Genomic DNA, 22,389 nt, shown 5'->3' on the forward strand with positions numbered 1-22,389 from the left:
CCTTCAAGATCGCGATGATCTGCTCTTCGCTGAACCTGCTGCGCTTCATTCTCGTCCGACTCCTTTGCGTCGGACTCTACTCAAAATCGGTCACATTCCAGGGGCGCACGTCAGCCGGACATCACGGTGCGGGTCATGAACAGGCAGCGATGATAGGCTATGTTCAGGCCCAAGACATCGGCCATTGGCAAGCGGAAATCGCCAGCTGGATCGACGGCCTCGTCAAGGATGCGACCGAGAATTGGTCAGCCGCCGACAAGTTTGCAATGATCGCCCATGACGGCCTGCGGCGCACGGCAGCATTGCGATCGCGCCATATCCGGCGCGCCGGCCTCGAACCGATCCAGATCGATCATCTCTGGATCGAGATGTAGACGCGATCACGGATCTCAGCTCGGCGCTGACAGACTAACGCAGACGGCCATTGCGGCGAAGATGCTCGGGATAATCCGGTGCGCCGCCCAAAATCGCGAACCGATCCATTCCTGTGGGGAGAGGCGGAGGATTGTCCGCCAGCCAGGCGCGATATTCCTCTTCAGCGTCGAAGTCCGGCGTCTGATCGGAGAAATCGCTCAGACGCCCGCAGCTGATGCAGTGATAGGCTTGGGACGCCTCCTGGAAATGCATCCCGCACATTGCGCCACAAAATGGACAGCTTTCTTCGAGTTCGAGGTCGCCCCATTCCCAGACGCCGAGATATTCGGGGACTGCGTCACGATCATAGCCGATAATTTCGAATGCGTCGGCATGTCGCGCGACGAAGCCATCGCTGCCGGCGCACATGAGATCCTCCAGAATTTCGGTGGGCTGGAGACGGAACCACTCGCCTGCGACGCGGCGCGCATGATGCTTGCGGTGCAACTCTGCCTCAAGGAGGCTTTCCGCATCGGACTCTATCCACCCGACCAGCACCAGCGTATGCGGATTTCCAGTCTGCAGAGCGTCGCGGCGCTGATAAATGTCCTTGGCGCGTCCAATTTTCAGCAATGGCTCGCCAGCGCTCAATTGGTAGATGAAGTAAACAGCCATAGCTCTCGCACTTTCAGTCTGCGCGCTGACGGGATCAACCGCCCCGGCGCCAACCCGGACGGTCGCCTACCGGCCCAGCTTAAGTCGCAACGTCACGCCGTGCGGACAAGCGCTGAACGTCGGCTTATGACAAGAGCTGGCGCTCGATCTGCCGCATGGGAACGACGGATTTGTCCCAATCTCGGTCGTCCGGCTGGGCCTTGGCGAATGTCCGCTTTTGGGCGAACGATATCTGGTCTCCAACGACCGAGATTAGGGCGCAAAGCGGACAAACTCCCCGTGAGGCAGTGTTATCGTGGCCTTTGAGGCAGTCTTATCCGTGCTCAACAAGTCAACAAGGACTGGTGGGCGCTGACGGGCTCGAACCGCCGACCCTCTCGGTGTAAACGAGATGCTCTACCAACTGAGCTAAGCGCCCGGACCGATGCCGGTTCCGGACCGATGCCAAAGCTGGAGCGCCGCGGCAAGCCCCTCAGACGAGACTAAGCCCCGCACGGCGCACCGCATTCACATATCCACGCATGCCCTGCTGCGCCTTGTCGCTCAGTGCGATATAGGCCCGCCGCCGGTCGCCTGGATCGGCCTCGCGGCGGAACAGGCCGGCCTCGTGCATCGTGCCGATCCAGCGCAGCGCCGTAGTGGGCGGCACCGCCGCCGCGATGCACAGGCTGGAAACCGATACGCGCCGCCGCTCGAGCCCGGCAGCGAACAAGTCCAGCAGCATGTCCCAGGCGGGATCGGCGAACAGCTCCGACGCGAAATACTGGCCCCGCAACCGGCGCGCTCGGATGACGGCGCGAATCTCGTTTGCAGCGACGTCGATCGGAGGCTCGTCGGGCCCGCGATACTCCATGTCGGGCGCCCGGATGCCGGTGCGGCGCTCGATCTCGTCCTCTTCCTCGAACTCGCCTCGGGTCAGACGGGCAAGGGCATCGGCGATGCGCGCAACTTCTTCGTTGAGCCGGCGCAGGCGCACGACTTCGGAATCGCGCGTGACATCCGCCCAGGAAAGCCGCGCGGGCGCCGCGCCCTCCGTCCGGGCCAGCACCAGCGCCGCCAGCAACTCGCCGGCACCGGGGTCGCAGAGAAGCCGGCTGCGCGGCGCGCCGAGCAGCACGCCGGCAAGGTCGATCTGGTCGGCCGCGAAGACGGCAACCAGCGCCGGCCCCTCCGATGCGTCGCGTATCGCCAGACGTTCGAGCAACGGCGCCGGCACGGTTTCGGCGCCGGTACGCGCATCGAGCAGGATCAGGTCGAGCCGGGCTTCGTCGAGCAGCGGCAGCGCCGTCGCGAAATCCGCCGTGTCGCGCACCCGGACCCCGACTGCGTCCAGCGCCGCGATCACATCCCCGCTCGCGGCTTCCGCGATCAGTAACGCATTGACTGCCAGATCATAGGGCGCGCCGGTGAGTTCGGGTGCCGTGGACAGGTTCGCCATCGCCTTCTCAACGTCGCTCCAAGCTCCAGAGAGGCCCAACCTCCGAAGCGGATTGCTCTGTCCGCTCCATTCCGGAGCTCGTGGCGCGACGCGGACGGGCGCAAGGTTCATTGCCCGTCCGTTCCAAATCAGTCCATGACTGATCCGTCGGATTCGGCTGCAAACACCGCAGCTTCGCTCTCCCCACCGAGAAGCTCGCGCGTGGCGCTCGCCAGCAGGCCCGGGCCCAGCGCCAGCCCCACCGCGAAGAACACCGCCCCCACCACGCCGAACAGGATCTTGGTGACGAGCGGCATGGCGAACTGCTTGGCGGCGAATGCCTCCGCCGCCAGGCGCAGCTGTTCCTGATCGCCATGCGCCTGGTACAATGCGACGAAATAGTCGCCCATCACCGCCGACATCACGATGCCGGTGGCAACGACGAAAATCAGCCCGATCAGGAAATAGCAGGCGAAGAGCAGCCAGAAATGGCCGCGCGTCAATTCCCAGGCGGCATCGATGCTCATCCGGCGGCGATGGAAGCTCAACGGGAAGATCAGCGAGATGCGCACCTCTACCCAGACCACCGCGCAGAGAAAGGCCAGGAAGAGCAGGAACGAAATCACGCCGCTGATTGCCCCCGCGCCCAGCGCGAAGCCGATGACCATGATCAGCAGCAGCAGCAGCAATTCGCCGATCAGCACCGCGGCGAAGACGCCGATGCAGACCAGGACCACCAGCCCGAGCATCCGGAACTCGTCCATGCCGAGCCGCATGAAGGCAAAGCCGCCTTCCTGCGGCCGCAGCATCGCGCGGAACACGGCGTTCATCAGCACCACGACGAGCAGCAACAGGCAGAGATAGAGCAGCAGCATCAGGCTGAACATCGGCCCCGCCCATACCGAAAGCGCCGCGCCGGCATCGGCGCTGCTGGGCATCATGGTGCCGAACATCAACAGTCCCATGACCAGCGAAATGGCCAGCGAGCCGACACAATAGGTGATCGCCCAGATTGCCACCGCACCCGGCCGCTCGCGCAGCAGCCCGAACGCACCGCCGAGAATCGAACTCACGCTCGCCATCACAGTCTCCCCATTGACCGGCGTCAGTCGAGGCTCTTCACGATCTCCTCGACCATCTTCTTCGCATCCGCCAGCAGCATCATGGTGTTGTCGCGGTAGAACAGCTCGTTGTCGACACCCGCATAGCCCACGCCGCCCATCGAACGCTTGATGAAGAGTACCGTCTTGGCCTTTTCGACGTCGAGCACCGGCATGCCGTAGATCGGCGACGACTTGTCGGTCTTCGCCGCCGGGTTGGTCACGTCGTTGGCGCCGATCACGAAGGCGACGTCGGTCTGGGCGAATTCCGAGTTGATGTCCTCCAGCTCGAACACTTCGTCATAGGGCACGTTCGCTTCGGCGAGCAGCACGTTCATGTGGCCCGGCATGCGCCCCGCGACCGGATGGATCGCATATTTCACGCGGACGCCATGCTCCTTGAGCTTGTCGCCCATCTCGCGCAGCGCGTGCTGCGCCTGGGCGACCGCCATGCCGTAGCCCGGCACGATGATCACCTGCTCGGCCTGGCTCATCAGGAAGGCGGCGTCCTCGGCCGAGCCGCGCTTCCACGGCCGGTCGATCGCCTGGCCCGCCGCGCCGCCGCCATCGGTCGCGCCGAAGCCGCCGGCGATCACGCTGATGAAGCTGCGGTTCATCGCGCGGCACATGATGTAGCTGAGGATCGCGCCCGAGCTGCCCACCAGCGCGCCGGTGATGATCATCGCGCTGTTGTGCAGCGTGAAGCCCATCGCCGCGGCGGCCCAGCCCGAATAGGAGTTGAGCATCGAGACCACCACCGGCATGTCCGCGCCGCCGATCGGCACGATCAGCAGGAAGCCGATGACGAAGCTGAGCGCAGTCACGGTCCAGAACACCCAGGGGCTCTGATCGGTCACGAAATAGGCGATCAGGCCGAGAATGCCGGCAAGCACGCCCAGATTGATCACATGGCGCCCGGGCAGCAGGATCGGCTTGCCCGACATATTGCCGTTGAGCTTGAGGAAGGCGATCACCGATCCCGAAAAGGTGATCGCGCCGATCGCCACCCCCAGGCCCATTTCGATCCGGCTGACGCTGAGGATCTCGCCGTCGGTGCCCAGGATGCCGAAGGCGCCCGGATTGAGGAATGCCGCCGCGGCGACCAGCACCGCCGCCATGCCGACCAGCGAGTGGAAGGCGGCGACGAGCTGCGGCATCGCAGTCATCGCGATCCGCCGCGCAGTGACGAAGCCGATCGCGCCGCCGACCGCGATCGCCGCGCCCAGTTCGATCGGGCTGGCGATCTCGTGCGTGATCAAGGTGGTGACGACGGCGATGGCCATGCCGAGCATGCCGAGCCGGTTGCCCCGCCGGCTGCTCGCCGGACTTGAAAGCCCGCGCAGCGCGAGGATGAAGCAGATGCCGGCGACCAGATAGGCCAACGCCACCCAAGGATTGACAGGTGCCCCCTCGTGCATGGCTCAGCCCTTCTTCTTGTACATGGCGAGCATGCGCTCGGTGACGGCGAAGCCGCCGAAGATGTTCACGGATGCCAGCGCCACGGCGACCAGGCCGAGCCATTTGGCGATCTCCGCGCCCGAGGCGGCCGACGCGATCAGCGCGCCGACGATGATCACCGAGGAAATGGCGTTGGTCACCGCCATCAGCGGCGTGTGCAGCGCCGGCGTGACCGACCAGACGACATAATAGCCGACGAAGCACGCCAGCACGAAGATCGACAGGATCGAGATGAAGTCCACTTATCATTCCTCCCCGGAACGGGGAGGGGGACCATGCGAAGCATGGTGGAGGGGGCGTTCGGCAAGGGAGATGATCGACGAAACGACCGCTCCCAAGTCTCGCAGCACATCTACTGCACGCACCCGCATTACCCTGTACCCGTTCTCGTTCAAAAATCGGTCACGCAATTCGTCACGCTCTGGCCGATTTCCTCGTTCGTGCGCCTCGCCATCGACTTCGATGATCAACAAGGGCTCACGCGCGAAGAAATCCACTACATAGGGACCTACCGGATGTTGCCGGCGAAACTTGATCCCGGTCTTCGCCCCGCGAAGCGCCTGCCAGAGCAGCACTTCGGGGAGCTGCATCTCCCGTCTCAGCCTCCGCGCCGTGGAAACCTCGGGCCTCAGCATTTGCCTCCCTCCCCCTCCACCGCCTTCGGCGGTCCCCCTCCCCGTTCCGGGGAGGAATTCTACAGCAGCCTCTCGTGCACCACCTTGCCGCCCTGGGTCAGGCGGATGGCGTTGCCGATCTCCTCGTCGAGGACCGGTCTGCCCTGCTCCTTGTCCCAGAAGGCGGAGAGGAAGTTGAACAGGTTGCGCGCGAACAGCGCCGAAGCGTCGGCGGCGAGGCGCGAAGGCACGTTGCGATGCCCGACGATCTTCACCCCGTGCCGCTCGACGATCTCGCCGGCGACCGCCCCCTCGACATTGCCGCCCTGCTCGACCGCGAGATCGACGATCACGCTGCCCGGCTTCATGCTGGCGATCTGCGCGTCGCTGATCAGCCGCGGCGCGGCCCGGCCCGGGATCAGCGCAGTGGTGATCACGATATCCTGCTTGGCGATATGCGACGAGACCAGCTCGGCCTGGGCGGCCTTGTACTCGTCGCTCATCTCGGTGGCATAGCCGCCGGTGCCTTCGCCTTCGATGCCCTTCACCGCCTCGACGAAGATCGGCTTGGCGCCGAGCGAGAGGATCTGCTCCTTGGTCGCCGCGCGCACGTCGGTCGCCGAGACCTGGGCGCCGAGGCGACGGGCAGTGGCGATCGCCTGCAGCCCCGCCACGCCCACGCCCATCACGAAGACCTTGGCGGCGGAGACGGTGCCCGCCGCCGTCATCATCATCGGGAAGGCGCGACCATATTCGGCCGCCGCATCGAGCACCGCCTTGTAGCCCGACAGGTTCGACTGCGACGACAATATGTCCATCGACTGCGCCCGGGTGATGCGCGGCATGAACTCCATCGCCAGCGCCTCGAAGCCGCCGCTGGCATAGGCATCGATGCGGGCGCGCTCGCCAAAGGGGTTGAGCCCCGCGACGATCCACGCGCCCGGCTTCGCGCCCGCCAGGCTCGCGGGATCGGGCCCCTGGACGCCGAGCACGATGTCCGCATTCCGAAGCGTCACCGCGCGGTCGCCGATGGAGGCACCCATATCGGCATAGGCCTGGTCGGCGATCGAGGCGTCCTGGCCAGCGCCCGCCTCGACGGCCATTTCGGCGCCCAGCGCCATGAACTTCTTCACCGTTTCCGGAGTCGCGGCAACGCGCCGCTCGCCGGCGGCGGCCTCCTTCAGGACCGCGATCTTCACTTGGCGGAGATCAGGAAGACGACGAGAGCGGCGACCAGGGCCACGCCGACGGTGCCCCAGAACATCATCGCCTTGAAACCGTTCCAGGTCTGCTCGTGCGCCTTGAGCTGTTCGGCGCTGTCGACCGTATCGACCATTCGTCTCTCCCCTTGAAACGTGAATTGGCCTGACCTTAGCTCCGCCCCTCCACCCGCTCAACCCTCGTGCCGCTACGTTAGGCTTAAGCCCGCCTTTACCCATCTGCTCTATGACTGACGCCCTGAAACGGGACATTGGGGACAGAAAGAGCGATGACGCGCAACGGCCAGCGCCTCCTGATGCTGATTGACGACGAGCCGGCACAGCGCCGCCTCGTCGCAGCCATCGCCGCACGCCGCGGCTGGCGCACCATCTTCGCAAGCGAGGCCGAGACCGGCATCGCCACGCTGGGCACCCCCGACGGGATGGCGCTCGACGCGATCCTGCTCGACCACAGCTCGCCCGATGCGGATGCGGCGGGGCTGATCGGCGAGCTTCGCGCCCGCCGGCCGCAGCTGCCCATCCTGATGCTCACCGCCAACGGATCGGTGGCCAATGCCGTCAACGCGATGCGCGCGGGGGCGACCGACTTTCTGGTGAAGCCGCTCGCCGCCGAGCGGCTGCTCGCCGCGCTCGAAGCCGCAGTGGGCGGCAAGACCGCGGGCGAGCTGCGCCCGCTGACCGAGAAGCTCTCGGCGCCGCTCGCCTTCGACGAGATCGTGGGCAGCGCTCCCCTGTTCCGCGCCGCGCTCGCGATCGCCGCCAAGGCCGCTCGCGCCCGCGTGCCCGTCCTGATCGAAGGCGAGAGCGGTGTCGGCAAGGAAGTGGTCGCCGAAGCGATCCACGCCGCCTCTCCGCGCGGCAAGAAGGACATGGTCTGCGTCAATTGCGGCGCGATTCCCGCCAATCTGGTCGAAAGCGAGCTGTTCGGGCACGAGAAGGGCGCCTTTACCGGCGCCTTCGAGCGCAAGATCGGGCGCTTTGCCGATGCCGATGGCGGCACGCTGTTCCTCGACGAAGTGGGCGAGATGCCGCTCGATGCGCAAGTGAAGCTGCTGCGCGTGCTCCAGTCGGGCGAGATCCAGCCGATCGGCGCGCGCCATGCCCGCGAAGTGGACGTGCGCGTGGTTGCGGCGACCAACAAGACATTGCAGGCCGAAGTGGAGGCCGGGCGCTTCCGCGAAGACCTCTATTACCGCCTGAATGTCGTCCAGGTGACGATTCCGCCCCTGCGCGAGCGCACCGGCGACATTCCGGCGCTGGCCCGCCACTTGCTGGCGCGCATCGCCGATCAGCCGGGCCTGCGTCCGCTCGGCATCACCGACGATGCGCTCCAGCTGCTGGGCAGCTATGACTGGCCGGGCAATGTCCGCCAGCTCCAGAATGCGCTGTTCCGCGCCGCGGTGCTCTGCGACGGCGACGGGCTCGCCCGCGCCGATTTCCCGCAGATCGCCCAGCTCGCCGCCGGTCGCCCGGCGGCCAACGGCGCCCAGGTGCAAGGCACCGGCCATGCCGGCGTCACGCTGTTCCGCCCCGACGGCAATCTGCGCGCGCTCGACGAGATCGAGGCCGATGTGATCCGCCTCGCCATCGGCCATTATCGCGGCCGGATGACGGAAGTGGCCCGACGCCTGGGCATCGGCCGCTCGACGCTCTACCGCAAGCTCGGCGAGCTGGGGATCGACCAGACCGCCGCCTGAGCCTAGGCTCGCTGCCATGTCCAAGCTGGCCGAGGCCCACCGACTGCTCGTGCAGGCGGCCGAATCGAACGTCGCCGAGGGAATGGCGCGCTTCGGCATCGCCACGTCGGACCAGGTCATCGGCATCAAGGTCGGCACCATCCGCGGCATCGCCAAGGGGCTGGGCCGCGACCAGGCGCTGGCCGAGGCGCTATGGGACAGCGGCGTCTACGAGGCGCGGCTGCTCGCCTGCTTCGTCGGCGAGCCCAAGGCGCTGACGGCGCAAGGGATGGACCGCTGGGCAGCGAGATTCGACAATTGGGCGACCTGCGACACCGCCTGTTTCGACTTGTTCGACAAGAGCCCGCTCGCCTGGGACGCCGTCCGCCGCTGGGCGGAGGACGAGCGCGAGTTCGTGCGCCGCGCCGCCTTCGCCCTGCTCGCCGGGCTGGCGCTGCACGCCAGGAAGCTGGACGATGCGCCTTTCCTCGAAGCGCTGCCGCTGATCGAGGCCCATGCCGGCGACCCGCGCAATTTCGTCAAGAAGGGCGTGAGCTGGGCATTGCGGGCGATCGGCATGCGCAGCCCCGCCCTGCATGCCGCCGTCGGCGCCATGGCCGAGCGGCTTTCCGCTTCCCCCATGCCCGCCGCGCGCTGGATCGGGCGGGACGCCGCGCGCGACCTGGCGCGGCCGGCGGCGAGGCGGAAGGCCGGGCTCACCTAGACCATCAGCCACTGCCAGAGCAGCCGGCCGGGCAGGAAGGCGAACATCCCCGGCAGCAGCAGCGCCAGCACATAGAGTCGCCACATGTTGCGCTTGTGCGCGGCGAACTGCCCGGCACGGGCCTGGCGGACGGCACGGTACAGCGTGAAGAACACGACGGGCACGAACAGGTGCAGCCAGCTGAACTGGCCGTGGTTCAAATAGCGGATGAACAGCGCCGATGTCGCCGCGGTGACCATCAGCAGCGCCCAGATCCGGCCGAGCAGCTTGTGCGTCGCATCCCCCTTGCGGGCCAGCAGCACCCACAGGCCCAGCGGGATCGCCGGCAGCACCGCGACGAGATGGACGAGGATGGCGACCTGCCGGATCTCATAGGTCGCCGGCGTCAGGCCGAGCAGCACCCGGGCCACGGCAAACCCGGTAGCGCCCGCCAAGGCGCCCGCCGCGACGAACATGATCCCCTTGGCGATCCGCGACAGATCGACCCCCGCCGCTTCCCGAACGATTGCATTGCTGGCCATTGCCTGCCTCCTGACACTATTGGCAGGGGCAGGATGGCGGCTGGCGGCGCACCCGCAATCGCGGCTACGTGGACCGGCAAGGCGCTTCGCCGGCCGGCAGCGGCGCGGAGAGCGGCGCCATTTGGCGAAGCGCGAACGGGACGGGGAAGACAGGCATTGGGCGGCACGCGGCGGATCCTGATCGACTGCGCGATCATCCTCAGCGTCGGGCTGGTGCTGGCGCTGGTCGGGCCGTTCGGCAGCTTCGCGGCCCCGTTCGGCCTCAGGCTGCTCTATTGGCTGGCGATGAGCTATGCGGGATATTTCCTCTACTTCCCGGCGATGCGCGCCATGGGTGCGCTGGCCCCACGGCTCGACTTGCCCGAGCCGGCGCTCTGGGCGGCAGCCTGTCTGATCGTCTCGCTGCCGATGAGCGCCGTGGTGTGGATCGCCAACTTCGTCTGGCATCCCCCGCACCCACCGACCCTCGAACAGGCACTCACCCATTATTTCAACGTGCTCCTCCTCGGCGCCCTGGTCTGCGCGCTCTTCTGGTTCGCCCGGCAGCGGCACCTAGCCAGACCTGAACCGGCCGCGGAGCCGGGAGCGCCCGCGCCGCCCAGGCTGATCGCGCGCCTCCCGCCGCATCTCCGGGCGCTCCCGATCGCGCTGGAGATGGAGGACCATTATGTCCGCGTCCACACGCCCCGTGGCTCCACGCTCCTCCTGATGCGCATGCGCGACGCAGTGGCCGAGCTGGACGGCACCCCCGGCGCGCTGGTCCACCGCAGCTGGTGGGTGGCGCGCGCCGCCGTGCAGGGCGTGCGGCGCGAGGGGCGCAACATCCGTCTCCAGCTCATTGGAGGAATCGAGGCGCCGGTCGCCCGCGCCCAGGTGCCGGCGCTCGAAGCGCAGGGCTGGTTCTAGCGGACCGCCGCCAGCTTCGCCCTGGACAGGTGCCAGCGGCTGTCGGCGGGATTGTCGCTGACGCCCTCGACGACGCGGTGGAGCGTGTAGCTGCCCCGGAAATGCTGGCGCCGGCCGTTCTTGAGCGTGGCATAGACATCGACCGGCACCTCGATCCAGCGCTGGCTCATCCCCGCATCGGCATTGCGGGGGGCGCCGGTCACGACGCGGCTGTGCGCCGTCGCGGCAAAGCCCTGGCGGAAGCCGGCAAAGCTCTTGCCGCTCGCCTTGCCGCCCTCGTCCCAGGCGGCATAGGCCGCATGGAAATCGCCGCGCTCGATCGCGGCATAATAGGATTCGACTGTCCGGCGCGCGGCGGCGGGCGTGCCGGCATCCTGGGCAAGGGCGGCCGAGGGAGCGGCGATCAGGGCGAGGGCGAGGGCAAGACGCATGGGCTGTTCTCCTAGCGCGCGATCAGCGCCGCATCGCGCAGGCCGCGCCAGACGCGTAACGCCTGAACCGTCTCGAATACATCATGAACGCGGATCAGCTGGACCCCGGCATCGGCTCCCCTGAGCGCGAGCGCCAGGCTGCCGCCCAGGCGCCGGTCCGCCGGCGCCTCGTTCGAGAGCGCACCGATCATCCGCTTGCGGCTGGCGCCGAGCACCAGACCGCAACCGATTCCGTGGAAGAGCGCCAGCCCGTTCAGCAGCGCCAGATTGTCCTGGAGCGACTTGCCGAAGCCGATGCCCGGATCGACGAGGATCCTCGCCCGGTCGACGCCCGCCGCGACGACCGCCGCGACGCGCTGCTCGAGCCAGTCGTACACGTCGAGCAGCACGTCCGCATATCCCTCTCCGCCATGCGGCCCCCTTTGCGGCTCGGGCGAGTGCATCAGCACCACCGGGCAGCCGGCACCGGCCACCAGTTCGAGCGCCTGGGGATCGTAGAGCAGGGCGCCGACGTCGTTGACGATATGCGCGCCCGCAGCGAGCGCGGCGGCCATCACGGCGGCACGGCGGGTATCGATCGAGATCGCGGCCCCGCCGGCGGCAAGCTTGCGGATGACGGGGACGACCCGCTCGATCTCCTCGCCTTCCCACACGTCCGCCGCGCCGGGCCGGGTCGATTCGCCGCCCACATCGAGGATGGCGGCGCCGGCCGCCGCCATGTCGATGCCCGCGGCCGCCGCCGCGTCGGCATCCTCCATATGGGTGCCGGCATCGGAGAAGCTGTCGGGCGTGCGATTGAGGATCGCCATCACCTGGGGCTGGTCGAGCCGGACGATGCGTTCACCGAGCGCGAGCGGCACACGCGGGCGGGCGAGGCGATCGAGGAGGGCGGCGATGCGCGGATCGTCGGGCAGGCCGCCGACGGGGAGGGTGCGCTGGAGGATGCGCGCATCGCCCTCGCGCGCGATCAGCTCGAAGGCCGAGCACCAGCTGAGCCCCCCGGCAAGGCGGAAGACCTCACCGTCGCGGTTCACCGGCGAATCGGCGAGCTGGACGGGGCGCAGATAGAGCCGCGCGGTGGAGGGCAGGTCGAGCGTCATGCGGCGCGGAAGTTCAGGAAGTCGAGACTATGGGGGGCCCGATTCCATTCCCCGTGACGGAGTTCCGTACGCAGGTTGCAGTACAGCGATGCCGAGCGATTGGCCATGAAACCACCGATCCCAGACGCAATCCCATATTGGAAGCGGAAACTATGGCGGCGACGCTGGCACGCCCCCTGGCCGATCCCCGGCCTGCACCGGGGATCGGCAAGGGGAACGCCCCGAACGAAACCGCTACGGTTGGGTCGCCAGCAGATAGGTCTGCCGCAGCGCGTCGATCGGCTTGAGGCCGTCGGCGGCTTCATAGTTCCAGAAGGTCCAGCCATTGCACGACGGCGCGTTCTGCAAGGTCGCGCCGAGCTTGTGGATCGAGCCGGAGTGGCCGTTGCAGCTCAACGAGCCGTCCGCGCCCACGATCGCGCGCCAGCGGCGCTTGCTGTCCGTCAGCACCGTACCCGGCGCGAGATAGCCATTCTCGACCAGCTGGCCAAAGGCGACGCGCGGCTGGCTCTTGGGCGCCTGCATCGTCTTCAGCGCCGATTCGTCGAGCGGCAGCGCCGCCGCGATACGCTCCTGCGCCGCTTCTACATATTGCCCCTCGCGCTCGATGCCGATCCAGCGCCGGCCAAGCCGCTTGGCGACCGCGCCGGTGGTGCCGGTGCCGAAAAAGGGATCGAGGACGACGTCGCCCGGCTTGGTCGAGGCGAGCATGATCCGGTAGAGCAGCGCCTCGGGCTTCTGGGTCGGGTGGACCTTGGTGCCGCCCCGCTTCAACCGCTCCTGGCCGCCGCAGATCGGGAATTCCCAATCCGAGCGCATCTGGATCTCGTCGTTGAGCGTCTTCATCGAACGATAGTTGAAGGTGTATTTCGCCTTCTCGCCCGTCGACGCCCAGATCAGCGTCTCGTGCGCGTTGGTGAAGCGCGTGCCCTTGAAATTGGGCATCGGGTTCGCCTTGCGCCAGATGATGTCGTTGAGGATCCAGAAGCCCAGGTCCTGGATCGCCGATCCGACCTTGAAGATGTTGTGATAGCTGCCGATCACCCAGATCGTGCCGTCGTCCTTCAGGATGCGGCGCGCCTCGGCCAGCCATTCGCGCGTGAACGCGTCATAGGCGGCGAGGCTGTCGAACTTGTCCCAGGCGTCGGTGACCGCGTCGACATGGCTGCCGTCGGGCCGGTTCAGGTCGCCGCCGAGTTGCAGGTTGTAGGGCGGATCGGCGAAGATGCAGTCGATCGACTTGGCCGGCAGCGCGCGCATGGCCTCGATGCAGTCCTGCTGCAGGATCGTGTCATAGGGCAACACATCGACCCAGCTACGCGCCGTTGCCGGCTTGAGCCTGCCCTTTTCAAGAACCCCCATTAACCTCTTTCCCCTTGTTGGAGAGGCGGTTTCTGTCGCGGAACGACCATCCGTCAAGCGGAGATTGGTTAACGAAAAAGCCTGCGATTCCGTTAACTTGTGGAACGGCGAGCGAACTTATCCACATGCTGAGCCGCAAACTTATCCACAGGCACAAGATATGGGGTGTGACGAAAAAGACTCAGCCCGGCCCTTGCAGGCCTGTCCTTGCGGGCACCCCGTCGCCCGGCGAGTTTGCTCCGGAACGGTTTAATTCCATCGCATCCGAGAAAAATAGAAGCTTAAAACAGCATCTTGTCACGATGTTTCAAGAATTCATTTATAGTTGCCGAATCAAATTTTGATCCCCAGAATAATTCTGCAGACGGAATAGGGGGATTCATGTCTACCGATGATGTTGAACGCGAGTTTTGGCGCGCCTCTCATTCGGAACGAGAGGCCGCTAAATCATCATGGATAAGCTTTCTCGAATTCGCGGGAAGAGTTATACGAATAACTCTCGATATAATCGACGCGCTTCGCCAGCTATTCAATATTCTCCGCTGAACCCATGCTGCGAAACCTGCTTCGCCGGATCAGGGGAATCTGGCTCTGGCTCACTGGGGGATCCTCGTTACCGGAGGATAGCGCGACCAAGGATTCTAGCATGTTCAACCTGGAAGGCCTGTCGCCCGCCTTGCTCCCGCTCATGCAGAAGATCGAGGAGGAGTATCACAGGAATCCGCCGTCCATAGCGGTGATCGGCCTGTCGGGTGTCGGCAAGTCGACGACGATCAACGCGATGTTCAATACCAATCTCACGGTATCGGCAACTACGCGGGGAACGACGAAATTTGAATCGATCCGAGCCCGTCTGGATATTCAACGATCGGACGCCAAGGGGAATTCGGCATATCTTCAGGTATATGACGCCCCCGGACTTGGTGAGGACATCAAGCTGGATCCGGAATATCTGAGGATGTACGAGGACGTACTCCCGAAATGCGATGTCGCCCTATGGATCGTGGCCGCAAGAAACCGGGCGCTGGCACTCGATCAGATGTACCTCAAACGGCTCGAACCCTATCTCGACAAGATCGTGTTCGCCATAAGCCAAGTGGATCTGGTCGATCCCCTGGACTGGAATCAGCATGACAATCTTCCTTCGGATACGCAGAAGGAACATATCGACAAGATCGTTCGGGATCGCTCCAGCAAGTTGGCAGATGCCTTTGGAAGGCCGGTTACCTGCATCGCCTATTCTTCGACGAGATATTATCGCCTCATGCAACTCTATGAGCACATCATCGCCAATGCCCCCGAGAAGCGGCGATGGCTGTTCGAGCTCGTCAGAGCCTTCGACGCCTCCGACTGGCTGAAACAGGCCAGTGGCCTGAGCGATCAGGAAAAGCGGGACATCGTGGCGAAGTTCGAGCGCGAGAATCCCGCCTTGGCCTAGGCTAGGGACGGCGCACGCCGAATCACTTCGGCACGACCGTTCCGAAATCGAAATGCGCCTGTGCCACCGGCGCGAAGCTCTTGCGGTGGTGCGGCGTGGGTCCGAGCGTGCGCAGCGCTTCCTGATGGACCTTCGCCGCATAGCCCTTGTTGCTGGCCCAGCCATAGCCGGGATGCAGCGCGTCCAGTTCGATCATCATCGCATCGCGCCGGTGCTTGGCGACGATCGAGGCGGCGGCGATCGACAGGCAAAGCGCGTCGCCGCCGACCACGGCATGGCTCCGGTGGCTCCAGTCCGGACAGCGATTGCCGTCGACCAGCACGAAGGCAGGGGCCGGCCCGAGCGCCTCGACCGCGCGAGTCATCGCCAGCATCGTCGCCCAGAAGATGTTCAGCCGATCGATCTCCTCGACCGCCGCGATCCCGACTCCGACTTGCGCACAAGCGAGAATCTCGGCGCAGAGCCGCTCGCGCCGGGCCGGGGTGAGCGCCTTGGAATCGTCGATGCCCTCGGGAATGCATTTCGCGTCGAGCACCACGGCGGCGGCGACCACCGGGCCGGCGAGCGGCCCACGCCCGGCCTCGTCGACGCCCGCCACGGGGCCGCTGTGCAGCTTTCCGTATTTCCGCTCGAACTTGAGGTCAGGCATCGCCGACCCGCCATGGCGGATAGCGGCGCATCTCGCCAGCCTGGTAGAGGCGCACCGAATTGCCTGCCGGATCGCGCAGCCGCGCCTCGCGCCAGCCCCAGGTCTCGTCCCGGGGCTCCTGCTCGAACACGACGCCCTGTTGCTGGAGATAGGCGACGGTGACGTCGAGGTCGCCGCATTCGAAATAGACGACCGGCGCGGTATATCCCGGATCGGTGGCGATGCTGAACGTCGCGCCGCCCTCGGTCTCGAACCGGGCATAGCGCGGGCTGGCGCGGACGACCTGGGTGAGGCCGAGCAGCCGGTAGAAGCGCTCGCTGGCGGCAAGATCGGTGGCGGGGACGGTCACCTGGTTCAGCATCGGCTCGAAGAAGCTCAGGTTCAGGTCGAGCCGCACGGCCTGATGCCCCATCGGGCCGTGGCCACGGCCCAGCCCCGGCGCCTCACGCATCGCGATCCGCACGAAGCGGCGGGCGCGGCGGACGGCCTCGGGCAGGTCCCATTCCTCGGCCAGCCCACAGGCAATGGCGGAGGAAAGCGTGCAGCCCGTGCCATGGGTGTTGTCGGTCTCGATGCGCGGATTGCTCCATTCGATCTCAGGCGGATCCTCGGGATCGGCGGAATAGAGCCGGTCGGTGATGATCGGGCCTTCGACATGGCCGCCCTTGACCAGCACCGCGCAGCGATGCGCCGCGACGAGCGCGCGGGCGTCGCCGCCCAGCGCCGCGAGCTCGGGGATGTTGGGCGTGACGACGCTGGCGCGGTCCATCAGCCGCTCGAACGCGGCGATGGTCGCATCGTCGGCGAGCGCGGCGCCGCTGGTCGCGACCATGACGGGATCGAAAACCACCGGCACGCCGGGCAGCTCGCCGAGCTTCTCGGCCAGCGCCAGCGCGGTGCGCGCCGAGCCGATCATGCCGATCTTGATCGCGTCGACGCCGATATCGGTGACGCAGGCATCGATCTGGGCGAGCACCATCTCGGTGGGCACCGCGTGGACGCCCGTGACGCCCAGGGTGTTCTGCGCAGTGATCGCGGTGATCGCGGTCATCGCATGGCCGCCGAGCATGGTGACGGTCTTGATGTCGGCCTGGATGCCGGCGCCGCCGCCGGAGTCCGATCCGGCGATGATCAGGATGCGAGGCGTCATAGACATCAGCCCTTGAACCGGCGCTCCGTGCTGGCCGGGTTGTTCGCCAGCGCCTTACCCACGCGCGCCGGCCGGTCCAACAGCTCGCCGCCGCAATTGGGGCAGCGTTCGTCGAGCGCATCGGCGCAGGCGGCGCAGAAGGTGCATTCGAACGAGCAGATGAAGGCGCCGCCCTCGTCGGCGGGCAGGTCGGCGCCGCAGCGCTCGCAGTCGGGGCGCATCTCAAGCATCGGCACGACTCCGCAGCAGGTCGTAGAGGAACCACAGCGCGCCGGCGATCACCAGCACCGTCGCCGAATGCGAGACGCCGTCGAGCGGCGGCATCGCGCCAGTGGCCAGCCCGCCGAAATTCGCGAACCACGCGCCCAGCGCGCCCGCGCACCCGACCGACAGCGCCGATTTGAGCCGCGCGCTCATGCCGCCGCCTCGCGCACGACATCGCAGATGCGGTCGACCACCGCCTCGACCTGCGCCTTGTCGTCGCCCTCGGCCATCACCCGGATCACCGGCTCGGTGCCGGAGGCGCGGATGACGAGGCGGCCCTTGCCGTCGAGTTCCGTCTCGGCCGCGGCGATCGCATCCTGGACCCGGGGATCCTCCAGCGGCTTGCCGCCCTTGAAGCGGACATTCTTGAGCAGCTGGGGCAGGGGATCGAAGCGATGGAGCACTTCGCTGGCCGGCGCGCCGGCGCGAACCAGTTCGGCGAGCACCTGGAGCGAGGCGACCAGGCCGTCGCCGGTGGTGGCATAGTCGGACAGGATGATGTGGCCCGACTGCTCGCCGCCGACATTGTAGCCGGAGCCGCGCATCTTCTCGAGCACGTAGCGGTCACCCACCTTGGTGCGGATCAGCCCGAGCCCCTGCGCCGAGAGATGGCGCTCGAGCCCGAGGTTCGACATGACGGTGGCGACCAGGCCGCCGCCCGCGAGCCGGCCCTGGCGCGCCCAGCCGCCGGCGATCGTCGCCATCAGCTGGTCGCCGTCGACCACCTTGCCATGCTCGTCGACCACGATCAGCCGGTCGGCATCGCCATCGAGCGCGATGCCGATATGCGCGCCCGAGCCGACCACCGTCTCGCACAGCGTATCGGGCGCGGTGGAGCCGACGCCGTCGTTGATGTTCTTGCCGTTGGGAGTGACGCCGATCGCGATCACATCGGCCCCCAGCTCCCACAGCGCCGAAGGCGCGACCTGATAGGCGGCGCCATTGGCGCAATCGACGACGATCCTGAGCCCGTCGAGCGTGAGCTCCGAAGGGAAGGTCGACTTGGCGAAATGGATGTAGCGGCCGCGCGCATCCTCGACCCGGCGGGCGCGGCCGATATCCGCGGAGGCGGCGAGCGGCACCTCGCCGTCGATCAGCGCCTCGATCGCCAGCTCGTCCGCATCGGACAGCTTGTAGCCGTCGGGCCCGAACAGCTTGATGCCGTTGTCGGCATAGGGATTGTGGCTGGCGGAGATCATCACGCCCATGTCGGCGCGCATCGAATGGGTGAGCATCGCGACTGCCGGCGTGGGCATCGGCCCCACCAGCACCACGTCCATGCCGACCGAAGTGAAGCCCGCGACCAGCGCATTCTCGAGCATATAGCCCGAAAGCCGCGTATCCTTGCCGATCACCACCCGGTGCCGGTGATCGCCGCGCCGGAAGTGCGCGCCGGCCGCCATGCCGACCTTCATCGCCATCGCCGCGGTCATCGGCGACAGGTTGGTCGCCCCCCGGATTCCATCCGTCCCGAAATATTTTCTTGCCATGTGCCGTTTTCTCGCGACCTTGCGGGCCATCAACCGCCACCGGATTAGCGCGGAATTTCTCAAAGGGCGAGCATGTCGCAACCAACCCGTATCCTGTTGTCCCTGATCGCGGGACTGATCCTCGGCGCCGTGCTCGCCGCCTGGGCGCCCGCCACGGCGCTGATCGCCGCCGAATGGGCCCAGCCGATCGGCCAGGCCTGGCTCAACGGCCTGCAGATGACGATCGTGCCGCTGGTCGTCGCGCTGCTGATCACCGGCGTCGCCGCGACCGCCGAAGCCGCGCAGGCCGGGCGGCTGGCCGGCCGGGCGATCGGGCTCTACGTGGTCGTGCTGTTCCTTTCGGCCGTGGCGGCCGCGATCCTCACGCCGCTGTTCCTCCACATCGCCCCGCTCCCGCACGAATCGGCCCAGGCGCTGCGCGGCGCGCTGGCCGGTGCCGAAAGGATCGGGCCCGTCCCGCCGATCGGCGAGTTCCTGGCCGCGATCGTCCCCGCCAACATCGTAAAGGCGGCGGCGGAGAACGCCTTCCTGTCGCTGATCATCTTCTCGCTGATCTTCGCCTTCGCAATGACGCGGGTGGGCGGCGAGGCGCAGACGCTGCTGACCAATTTCTTCAAGGCGCTGCGCGACGTGATGCTGGTCGTGATCGACTGGGTGCTGTTCGTCGGCCCGATCGGCGTGTTCGCCCTCGCCCTTGTCGTCGGCGCCAAGGCCGGCACCGGCGCGTTCGGCGCGCTGATCCACTATATCCTCACTGTCGCTGGCGTCGGCCTGGCCGTGACGATCTTCGCCTATCCGGTCGCGGTGCTGGGCGGGCGCGTGAAGCTCGGCCGCTATATCCGCGCCGCCCTGCCGAGCCAGGCAGTGGCGCTCAGCACCCAATCCTCGCTCGCCACCCTGCCGGTGATGATCGAGGGCTCGGGCAAGCTGGGCGTGCCGGTGGCCGTGTCGGGCGTGACGCTGCCGCTGGCGGTGGCGATCTTCCGCGCGACCGGACCGGCGATGAATTTCGCCGTCGCCATCTATGTCGCCGAATGGTTCGGCGTGCCGCTGAGCCCGGCGACGCTGGCAGTGGGCGTGGTGGTCGCGACGCTGACTTCGCTCGGGTCGGTCAGCCTGCCCGGCACGGTGAGCTATGTCAGCGCCATCGCCCCCGTCGCCGCGACGATCGGCGCCCCGGTCAGCCCGCTGGGGCTGCTCGTCGCGGTCGAGACGCTGCCCGACATCATGCGCACCGTCGGCAACGTCACCTGGGACATCGCCGCGACGACCTGGCTGTCGCGGCGCGCCGGCAAGGTGCCGCTGGACGAGGCGGACGCGATCCTCGCCCACGATACGTGAGCGGCCGGACCGCCGGGCTCTGGCTGGCGCTGCTCGCCGCTTCGGCAGCGGGCGCCCTGCTCCTCGAATCGATAGGGCTTTCGGCCGGGCTGCTGCTCGGCCCGATGCTGGCGGCCATCGCCTTCTCCGCACGCGGCGCCGGGCTGCACCTGCCCCGCCCCTTCTTCGTCGGCGCCCAGGCGGTGATCGGCTGCCTGATCGCCGGCACGCTATCCATCGACACCTTTGCGCGAGTGGCGGCGCAGTGGCCGCTGTTCCTCGGCGTGACCGCGGCGACTTTGGGGGCGAGCAGCGCGCTCGGCTATCTGCTCAGCCGCTGGCAGGTGCTGCCCGGCAACACGGCGATCTGGGGATCGATGCCGGGCGCCGCATCGGCGATGGTAGTGATGGCCGATGCGTTCGGCGCCGACGCCCGGCTGGTGGCGTTCATGACCTATACCCGCGTGGTTTGCGTCGCCGGGGTCGCATCGATCCTGGCGGCCGCGCTGGGTGCGCGTCGGGGCGATGGCTGGCTGGAGTCGATGCTCGCTCCGTCTCCCCTTCTTCCCTCGCTCGCCACGCTGGCGGTGGCGGGGATCGGCGCGTTCGCAGGTCTGAAGCTGCGCGTGCCGGCGGGCGCGCTGCTGGTGCCGATGGCGCTCGGCATCCTGCTGCATGCGATCGGCGTGCTGCGGATGACGCTGCCCGAGCCGGTGCTGGCCGCCAGCTATGCGCTGGTCGGCTGGCGGATCGGCCTGGCCTTCACCCGCGAAACGCTGGCGCTGGCGGCCCGGGCGCTGCCGCGCATATTGCTCGCGATCCTCGCGCTGATCGCCTTCTCCGCCGCGCTCGCCTTCGCGCTGGCCGAGGGCGCCGGAATCGACCCGGTCAGCGCCTATCTGGCGGTGAGCCCGGGCGGACTCGATTCGGTGGCGATCATCGCCACCTCGGTGCCGGTCGACCAGCCCTTCGTGATGGCGATGCAGGCGCTGCGCTTCCTCGCCGTGCTGGTGCTGGGCCCGACTCTGGCACGGTTCGCGGCGGGGCGATTCGCCAAGTCGACGGCCGGGGTTCCGCCCGGCCGCGCCCTCCCTCCGGGGGAGTGACCGGCGAAGGCTGCCCCGCAGCCTTTGGTTCATGCCTTCGGCATGAACTTCCCGGTCACTTCATCAGCACCAGCTCTTCCGACATGGTCGGGTGCAGCGCCACCGTCTGGTCGAACGCGTCCTTGGTGAGGCCCGCCTTCACCGCCACCGCCGCGGCCTGGAGGATCTCCGGCGCATCCGGCCCGATCATGTGGAGGCCGACCACGCGGCCGGTCGTGCCGTCGCAGATCATCTTATAGAGCGCGCGCTCGTTGCGATCGGCGAGCACGTTCTTCATCGCGCGGAAATCGGACTGATAGACTGCGATCGAGCCGAGCTTGTTGCGTGCCTCGCTCTCGGTCATGCCGACGCCGGCCATCGGCGGGTGGCTGAACACCGCGCTGGGGATGCAGCCATAATCCACCCGGTGCGGCTTGTTGCCGAAGATCGTGTCGGCGAACGCCTGACCTTCGCGGATCGCCACGGGCGTGAGCTGCACCCGGTTGGTCACGTCGCCCACCGCATAAATCGAATCGATCGACGACCGGTTGTCCGCATCGACCTTCACTGCGCCCTTGTCGTCGAGCTGGACGCCGATCTCCGCCAATCCCAGCCCCTCGGTATTGGGCACGCGGCCGGTGGCGAAGAGCACGCAATCGACTTCGATCGGCTCGTGCCTGGTCAGCGTCACCTTGAAGGCGCCGCTCTCCAGCTTCTCGATCGACTTGAACTCGGCATGGAAGCGGAAATCGATGCCCTTCATCAGCGAGATCTGGAGCAGCCGGTCGCGCATCGAATGATCATAGCCGCGCAGGATCACATCGGTGCGGTTGACCAGCGTGACATGGCTGCCGAACTCGTTGAAGATGCCGGCGAACTCGTTGGCGATATAGCCGCCGCCCGCGATCAGCACCCGCCTGGGCAGCTTGTCCAGGTGGAAGACCTCGTTCGAAGTGATGCCCAGGTCGCTGCCCGGGAAGTCGGGCACGTGCGGATGCGCGCCGGTGGCGATCAGGATATATCTGGCGGTGATCTTGCGGCCGCTCGCCAGCGTCACTTCGTGCGGGCCCGAGACGGTGGCGCGCTCGAGAAACGTCTCGACCTGGTTGTTGTGCAGCGTCTGGGTGTAGAGGCCGTTGAGCCGGTCGACGTCCGCCAGCACATTGTCGCGCAGCACCGCCCAGTCGAAATCGCATTCGGGCACGTTCCAGCCGAAGCGGCGCGCGTCCTTCAGATCCTCGGCGAAATGCGCGCCATAGACGAGCAGCTTCTTGGGCACGCAGCCGCGGATCACGCAGGTGCCGCCGATGCGATATTCCTCGGCGACCGCGACCCTGGCGCCATGGGCGGCCGAGACGCGCGAGGCGCGGACACCGCCGGAGCCGGCACCGATGACGAAGAGGTCATAGTCATATTCGGCCACCGGCAATCCTCC

25 protein-coding genes and 1 tRNA gene are annotated in these 22,389 nt (G+C 67.0%); 7 read left to right on the forward strand and 19 right to left on the reverse strand.

All coding sequences use genetic code 11. The annotated features are described in order from the left end of the window. A partial coding sequence (locus FFS08_RS23450) for a hypothetical protein (protein ID WP_212741991.1) occupies positions 1 to 374 on the forward strand: 374 nt, incomplete at its 5' end. Positions 375 to 408: 34 nt separating this feature from the next. On the opposite strand, the gene FFS08_RS10910 is transcribed toward FFS08_RS23450, so the two are convergent. From FFS08_RS10910 to FFS08_RS10950, 9 genes are all read right to left on the reverse strand, one after another. Then, the gene (locus tag FFS08_RS10910; RefSeq protein WP_137865095.1) at positions 409 to 1,029 is read right to left on the reverse strand and encodes a GIY-YIG nuclease family protein; all 621 of its coding nucleotides are present in this window, start codon (positions 1,027 to 1,029) and stop codon (positions 409 to 411) included. A 342-nt stretch (positions 1,030 to 1,371) separates the two neighbouring features. Next, positions 1,372 to 1,447: transfer RNA gene (locus FFS08_RS10915), tRNA-Val, on the reverse strand. Between the two features lie 54 nt (positions 1,448 to 1,501). Then, on the reverse strand, positions 1,502 to 2,467 hold the full coding sequence (locus FFS08_RS10920; RefSeq protein ID WP_137865096.1) for a helix-turn-helix domain-containing protein: 966 nt from the start codon (positions 2,465 to 2,467) through the stop codon (positions 1,502 to 1,504). A 128-nt stretch (positions 2,468 to 2,595) separates the two neighbouring features. Next, positions 2,596 to 3,528, reverse strand: a complete 933-nt coding sequence (locus tag FFS08_RS10925; protein ID WP_137865097.1) for a hypothetical protein — start codon at positions 3,526 to 3,528, stop codon at positions 2,596 to 2,598. A 23-nt stretch (positions 3,529 to 3,551) separates the two neighbouring features. Further along, positions 3,552 to 4,964, reverse strand: a complete 1,413-nt coding sequence (locus tag FFS08_RS10930; protein ID WP_137865098.1) for an NAD(P)(+) transhydrogenase (Re/Si-specific) subunit beta — start codon at positions 4,962 to 4,964, stop codon at positions 3,552 to 3,554. Between the two features lie 3 nt (positions 4,965 to 4,967). Further along, the gene (locus tag FFS08_RS10935) at positions 4,968 to 5,246 is read right to left on the reverse strand and encodes an NAD(P) transhydrogenase subunit alpha part 2 (protein ID WP_086127554.1); all 279 of its coding nucleotides are present in this window, start codon (positions 5,244 to 5,246) and stop codon (positions 4,968 to 4,970) included. Between the two features lie 3 nt (positions 5,247 to 5,249). Beyond that, the gene (locus FFS08_RS10940; RefSeq protein WP_249341296.1) at positions 5,250 to 5,594 is read right to left on the reverse strand and encodes an endonuclease domain-containing protein; all 345 of its coding nucleotides are present in this window, start codon (positions 5,592 to 5,594) and stop codon (positions 5,250 to 5,252) included. 104 nt (positions 5,595 to 5,698) lie between these two features. Beyond that, on the reverse strand, positions 5,699 to 6,817 hold the full coding sequence (locus FFS08_RS10945; protein WP_137861956.1) for an NAD(P) transhydrogenase subunit alpha: 1,119 nt from the start codon (positions 6,815 to 6,817) through the stop codon (positions 5,699 to 5,701). Next, a complete protein-coding gene (locus FFS08_RS10950) occupies positions 6,814 to 6,954 on the reverse strand; it encodes an aa3-type cytochrome c oxidase subunit IV (protein WP_137861957.1) in 141 nt (46 codons plus the stop codon). The genes FFS08_RS10945 and FFS08_RS10950 overlap by 4 nt, the downstream gene beginning before the upstream one ends. A 153-nt stretch (positions 6,955 to 7,107) precedes the next feature. Here FFS08_RS10950 and FFS08_RS10955 point away from each other — a divergent pair, with 153 nt between their 5' ends. Both FFS08_RS10955 and FFS08_RS10960 read left to right on the forward strand, forming a co-directional pair. Further along, positions 7,108 to 8,535 carry a sigma-54-dependent transcriptional regulator gene (locus FFS08_RS10955; RefSeq protein ID WP_137861958.1) on the forward strand — a complete coding sequence of 476 codons (1,428 nt, stop codon included), beginning with the start codon at positions 7,108 to 7,110 and terminating at the stop codon, positions 8,533 to 8,535. 16 nt (positions 8,536 to 8,551) lie between these two features. Then, positions 8,552 to 9,238 (forward strand): DNA alkylation repair protein, encoded by a 687-nt coding sequence (locus FFS08_RS10960; RefSeq protein ID WP_137861959.1) that lies wholly within the window; start codon positions 8,552 to 8,554, stop codon positions 9,236 to 9,238. On the opposite strand, the gene FFS08_RS10965 is transcribed toward FFS08_RS10960, so the two are convergent. Beyond that, positions 9,235 to 9,759: a DUF2306 domain-containing protein gene (locus FFS08_RS10965; RefSeq protein ID WP_137861960.1), complete on the reverse strand. Its 525-nt coding sequence runs from the start codon at positions 9,757 to 9,759 to the stop codon at positions 9,235 to 9,237. The genes FFS08_RS10960 and FFS08_RS10965 overlap by 4 nt on opposite strands. A 156-nt stretch (positions 9,760 to 9,915) precedes the next feature. Between FFS08_RS10965 and FFS08_RS10970 the strand changes: the two genes are divergently transcribed. After that, complete coding sequence (locus tag FFS08_RS10970; protein WP_249341018.1) at positions 9,916 to 10,665, forward strand: LytTR family DNA-binding domain-containing protein; 750 nt, start codon at positions 9,916 to 9,918, stop codon at positions 10,663 to 10,665. On the opposite strand, the gene FFS08_RS10975 is transcribed toward FFS08_RS10970, so the two are convergent. From FFS08_RS10975 to FFS08_RS10985, 3 genes are all read right to left on the reverse strand, one after another. After that, complete coding sequence (locus FFS08_RS10975; RefSeq protein WP_137861962.1) at positions 10,662 to 11,096, reverse strand: hypothetical protein; 435 nt, start codon at positions 11,094 to 11,096, stop codon at positions 10,662 to 10,664. The two genes, FFS08_RS10970 and FFS08_RS10975, sit on opposite strands and share 4 nt — an antisense overlap. A gap of 11 nt (positions 11,097 to 11,107) precedes the next feature. Continuing rightward, on the reverse strand, positions 11,108 to 12,196 hold the full coding sequence (gene folP / locus FFS08_RS10980) for a dihydropteroate synthase (RefSeq protein ID WP_137861963.1): 1,089 nt from the start codon (positions 12,194 to 12,196) through the stop codon (positions 11,108 to 11,110). 234 nt (positions 12,197 to 12,430) lie between these two features. Beyond that, positions 12,431 to 13,558, reverse strand: coding sequence for a site-specific DNA-methyltransferase (locus FFS08_RS10985; protein ID WP_137861964.1), 1,128 nt, complete (start codon positions 13,556 to 13,558; stop codon positions 12,431 to 12,433). Positions 13,559 to 14,204: 646 nt separating this feature from the next. On the opposite strand from FFS08_RS10985, the gene FFS08_RS10990 reads away from it, so the two are divergent. Then, positions 14,205 to 14,996 carry a GTPase family protein gene (locus tag FFS08_RS10990; protein ID WP_171012569.1) on the forward strand — a complete coding sequence of 264 codons (792 nt, stop codon included), beginning with the start codon at positions 14,205 to 14,207 and terminating at the stop codon, positions 14,994 to 14,996. A 22-nt stretch (positions 14,997 to 15,018) separates the two neighbouring features. Here the strand turns inward: FFS08_RS10990 and rnhB are convergent, their stop codons facing one another. Genes rnhB through glmM form a run of 5 tightly spaced genes read right to left on the reverse strand, consistent with a single transcriptional unit; the run spans position 15,019 to position 18,549 of the window. Further along, on the reverse strand, positions 15,019 to 15,645 hold the full coding sequence (rnhB, locus tag FFS08_RS10995) for a ribonuclease HII (protein WP_137861966.1): 627 nt from the start codon (positions 15,643 to 15,645) through the stop codon (positions 15,019 to 15,021). Next, entirely contained in the window at positions 15,638 to 16,795 is a 1,158-nt protein-coding gene (thiD, locus tag FFS08_RS11000; protein WP_137861967.1) for a bifunctional hydroxymethylpyrimidine kinase/phosphomethylpyrimidine kinase, read from the reverse strand. Before thiD ends, rnhB begins: the two co-directional genes overlap by 8 nt. A gap of 5 nt (positions 16,796 to 16,800) precedes the next feature. After that, on the reverse strand, positions 16,801 to 17,025 hold the full coding sequence (locus FFS08_RS11005; RefSeq protein ID WP_137861968.1) for a DUF1272 domain-containing protein: 225 nt from the start codon (positions 17,023 to 17,025) through the stop codon (positions 16,801 to 16,803). Then, on the reverse strand, positions 17,018 to 17,212 hold the full coding sequence (locus tag FFS08_RS11010) for a hypothetical protein (RefSeq protein WP_137861969.1): 195 nt from the start codon (positions 17,210 to 17,212) through the stop codon (positions 17,018 to 17,020). Before FFS08_RS11010 ends, FFS08_RS11005 begins: the two co-directional genes overlap by 8 nt. After that, positions 17,209 to 18,549: a phosphoglucosamine mutase gene (glmM, locus tag FFS08_RS11015; protein WP_137861970.1), complete on the reverse strand. Its 1,341-nt coding sequence runs from the start codon at positions 18,547 to 18,549 to the stop codon at positions 17,209 to 17,211. Before glmM ends, FFS08_RS11010 begins: the two co-directional genes overlap by 4 nt. 72 nt (positions 18,550 to 18,621) lie before the next feature. On the opposite strand from glmM, the gene FFS08_RS23820 reads away from it, so the two are divergent. Then, positions 18,622 to 19,890 carry a dicarboxylate/amino acid:cation symporter gene (locus FFS08_RS23820; RefSeq protein ID WP_212741992.1) on the forward strand — a complete coding sequence of 423 codons (1,269 nt, stop codon included), beginning with the start codon at positions 18,622 to 18,624 and terminating at the stop codon, positions 19,888 to 19,890. After that, positions 19,887 to 20,975, forward strand: a complete 1,089-nt coding sequence (locus tag FFS08_RS11020; protein WP_212741993.1) for an AbrB family transcriptional regulator — start codon at positions 19,887 to 19,889, stop codon at positions 20,973 to 20,975. Before FFS08_RS23820 ends, FFS08_RS11020 begins: the two co-directional genes overlap by 4 nt. 55 nt (positions 20,976 to 21,030) lie before the next feature. On the opposite strand, the gene gorA is transcribed toward FFS08_RS11020, so the two are convergent. Next, the gene (gene gorA, locus FFS08_RS11025) at positions 21,031 to 22,377 is read right to left on the reverse strand and encodes a glutathione-disulfide reductase (protein ID WP_137861972.1); all 1,347 of its coding nucleotides are present in this window, start codon (positions 22,375 to 22,377) and stop codon (positions 21,031 to 21,033) included. Positions 22,378 to 22,389 lie beyond the last annotated feature (12 nt).

This window comes from Sphingomonas sp. 1F27F7B, from assembly GCF_005503355.1.
Classification (GTDB): Bacteria; Pseudomonadota; Alphaproteobacteria; order Sphingomonadales; family Sphingomonadaceae; genus Sphingomonas.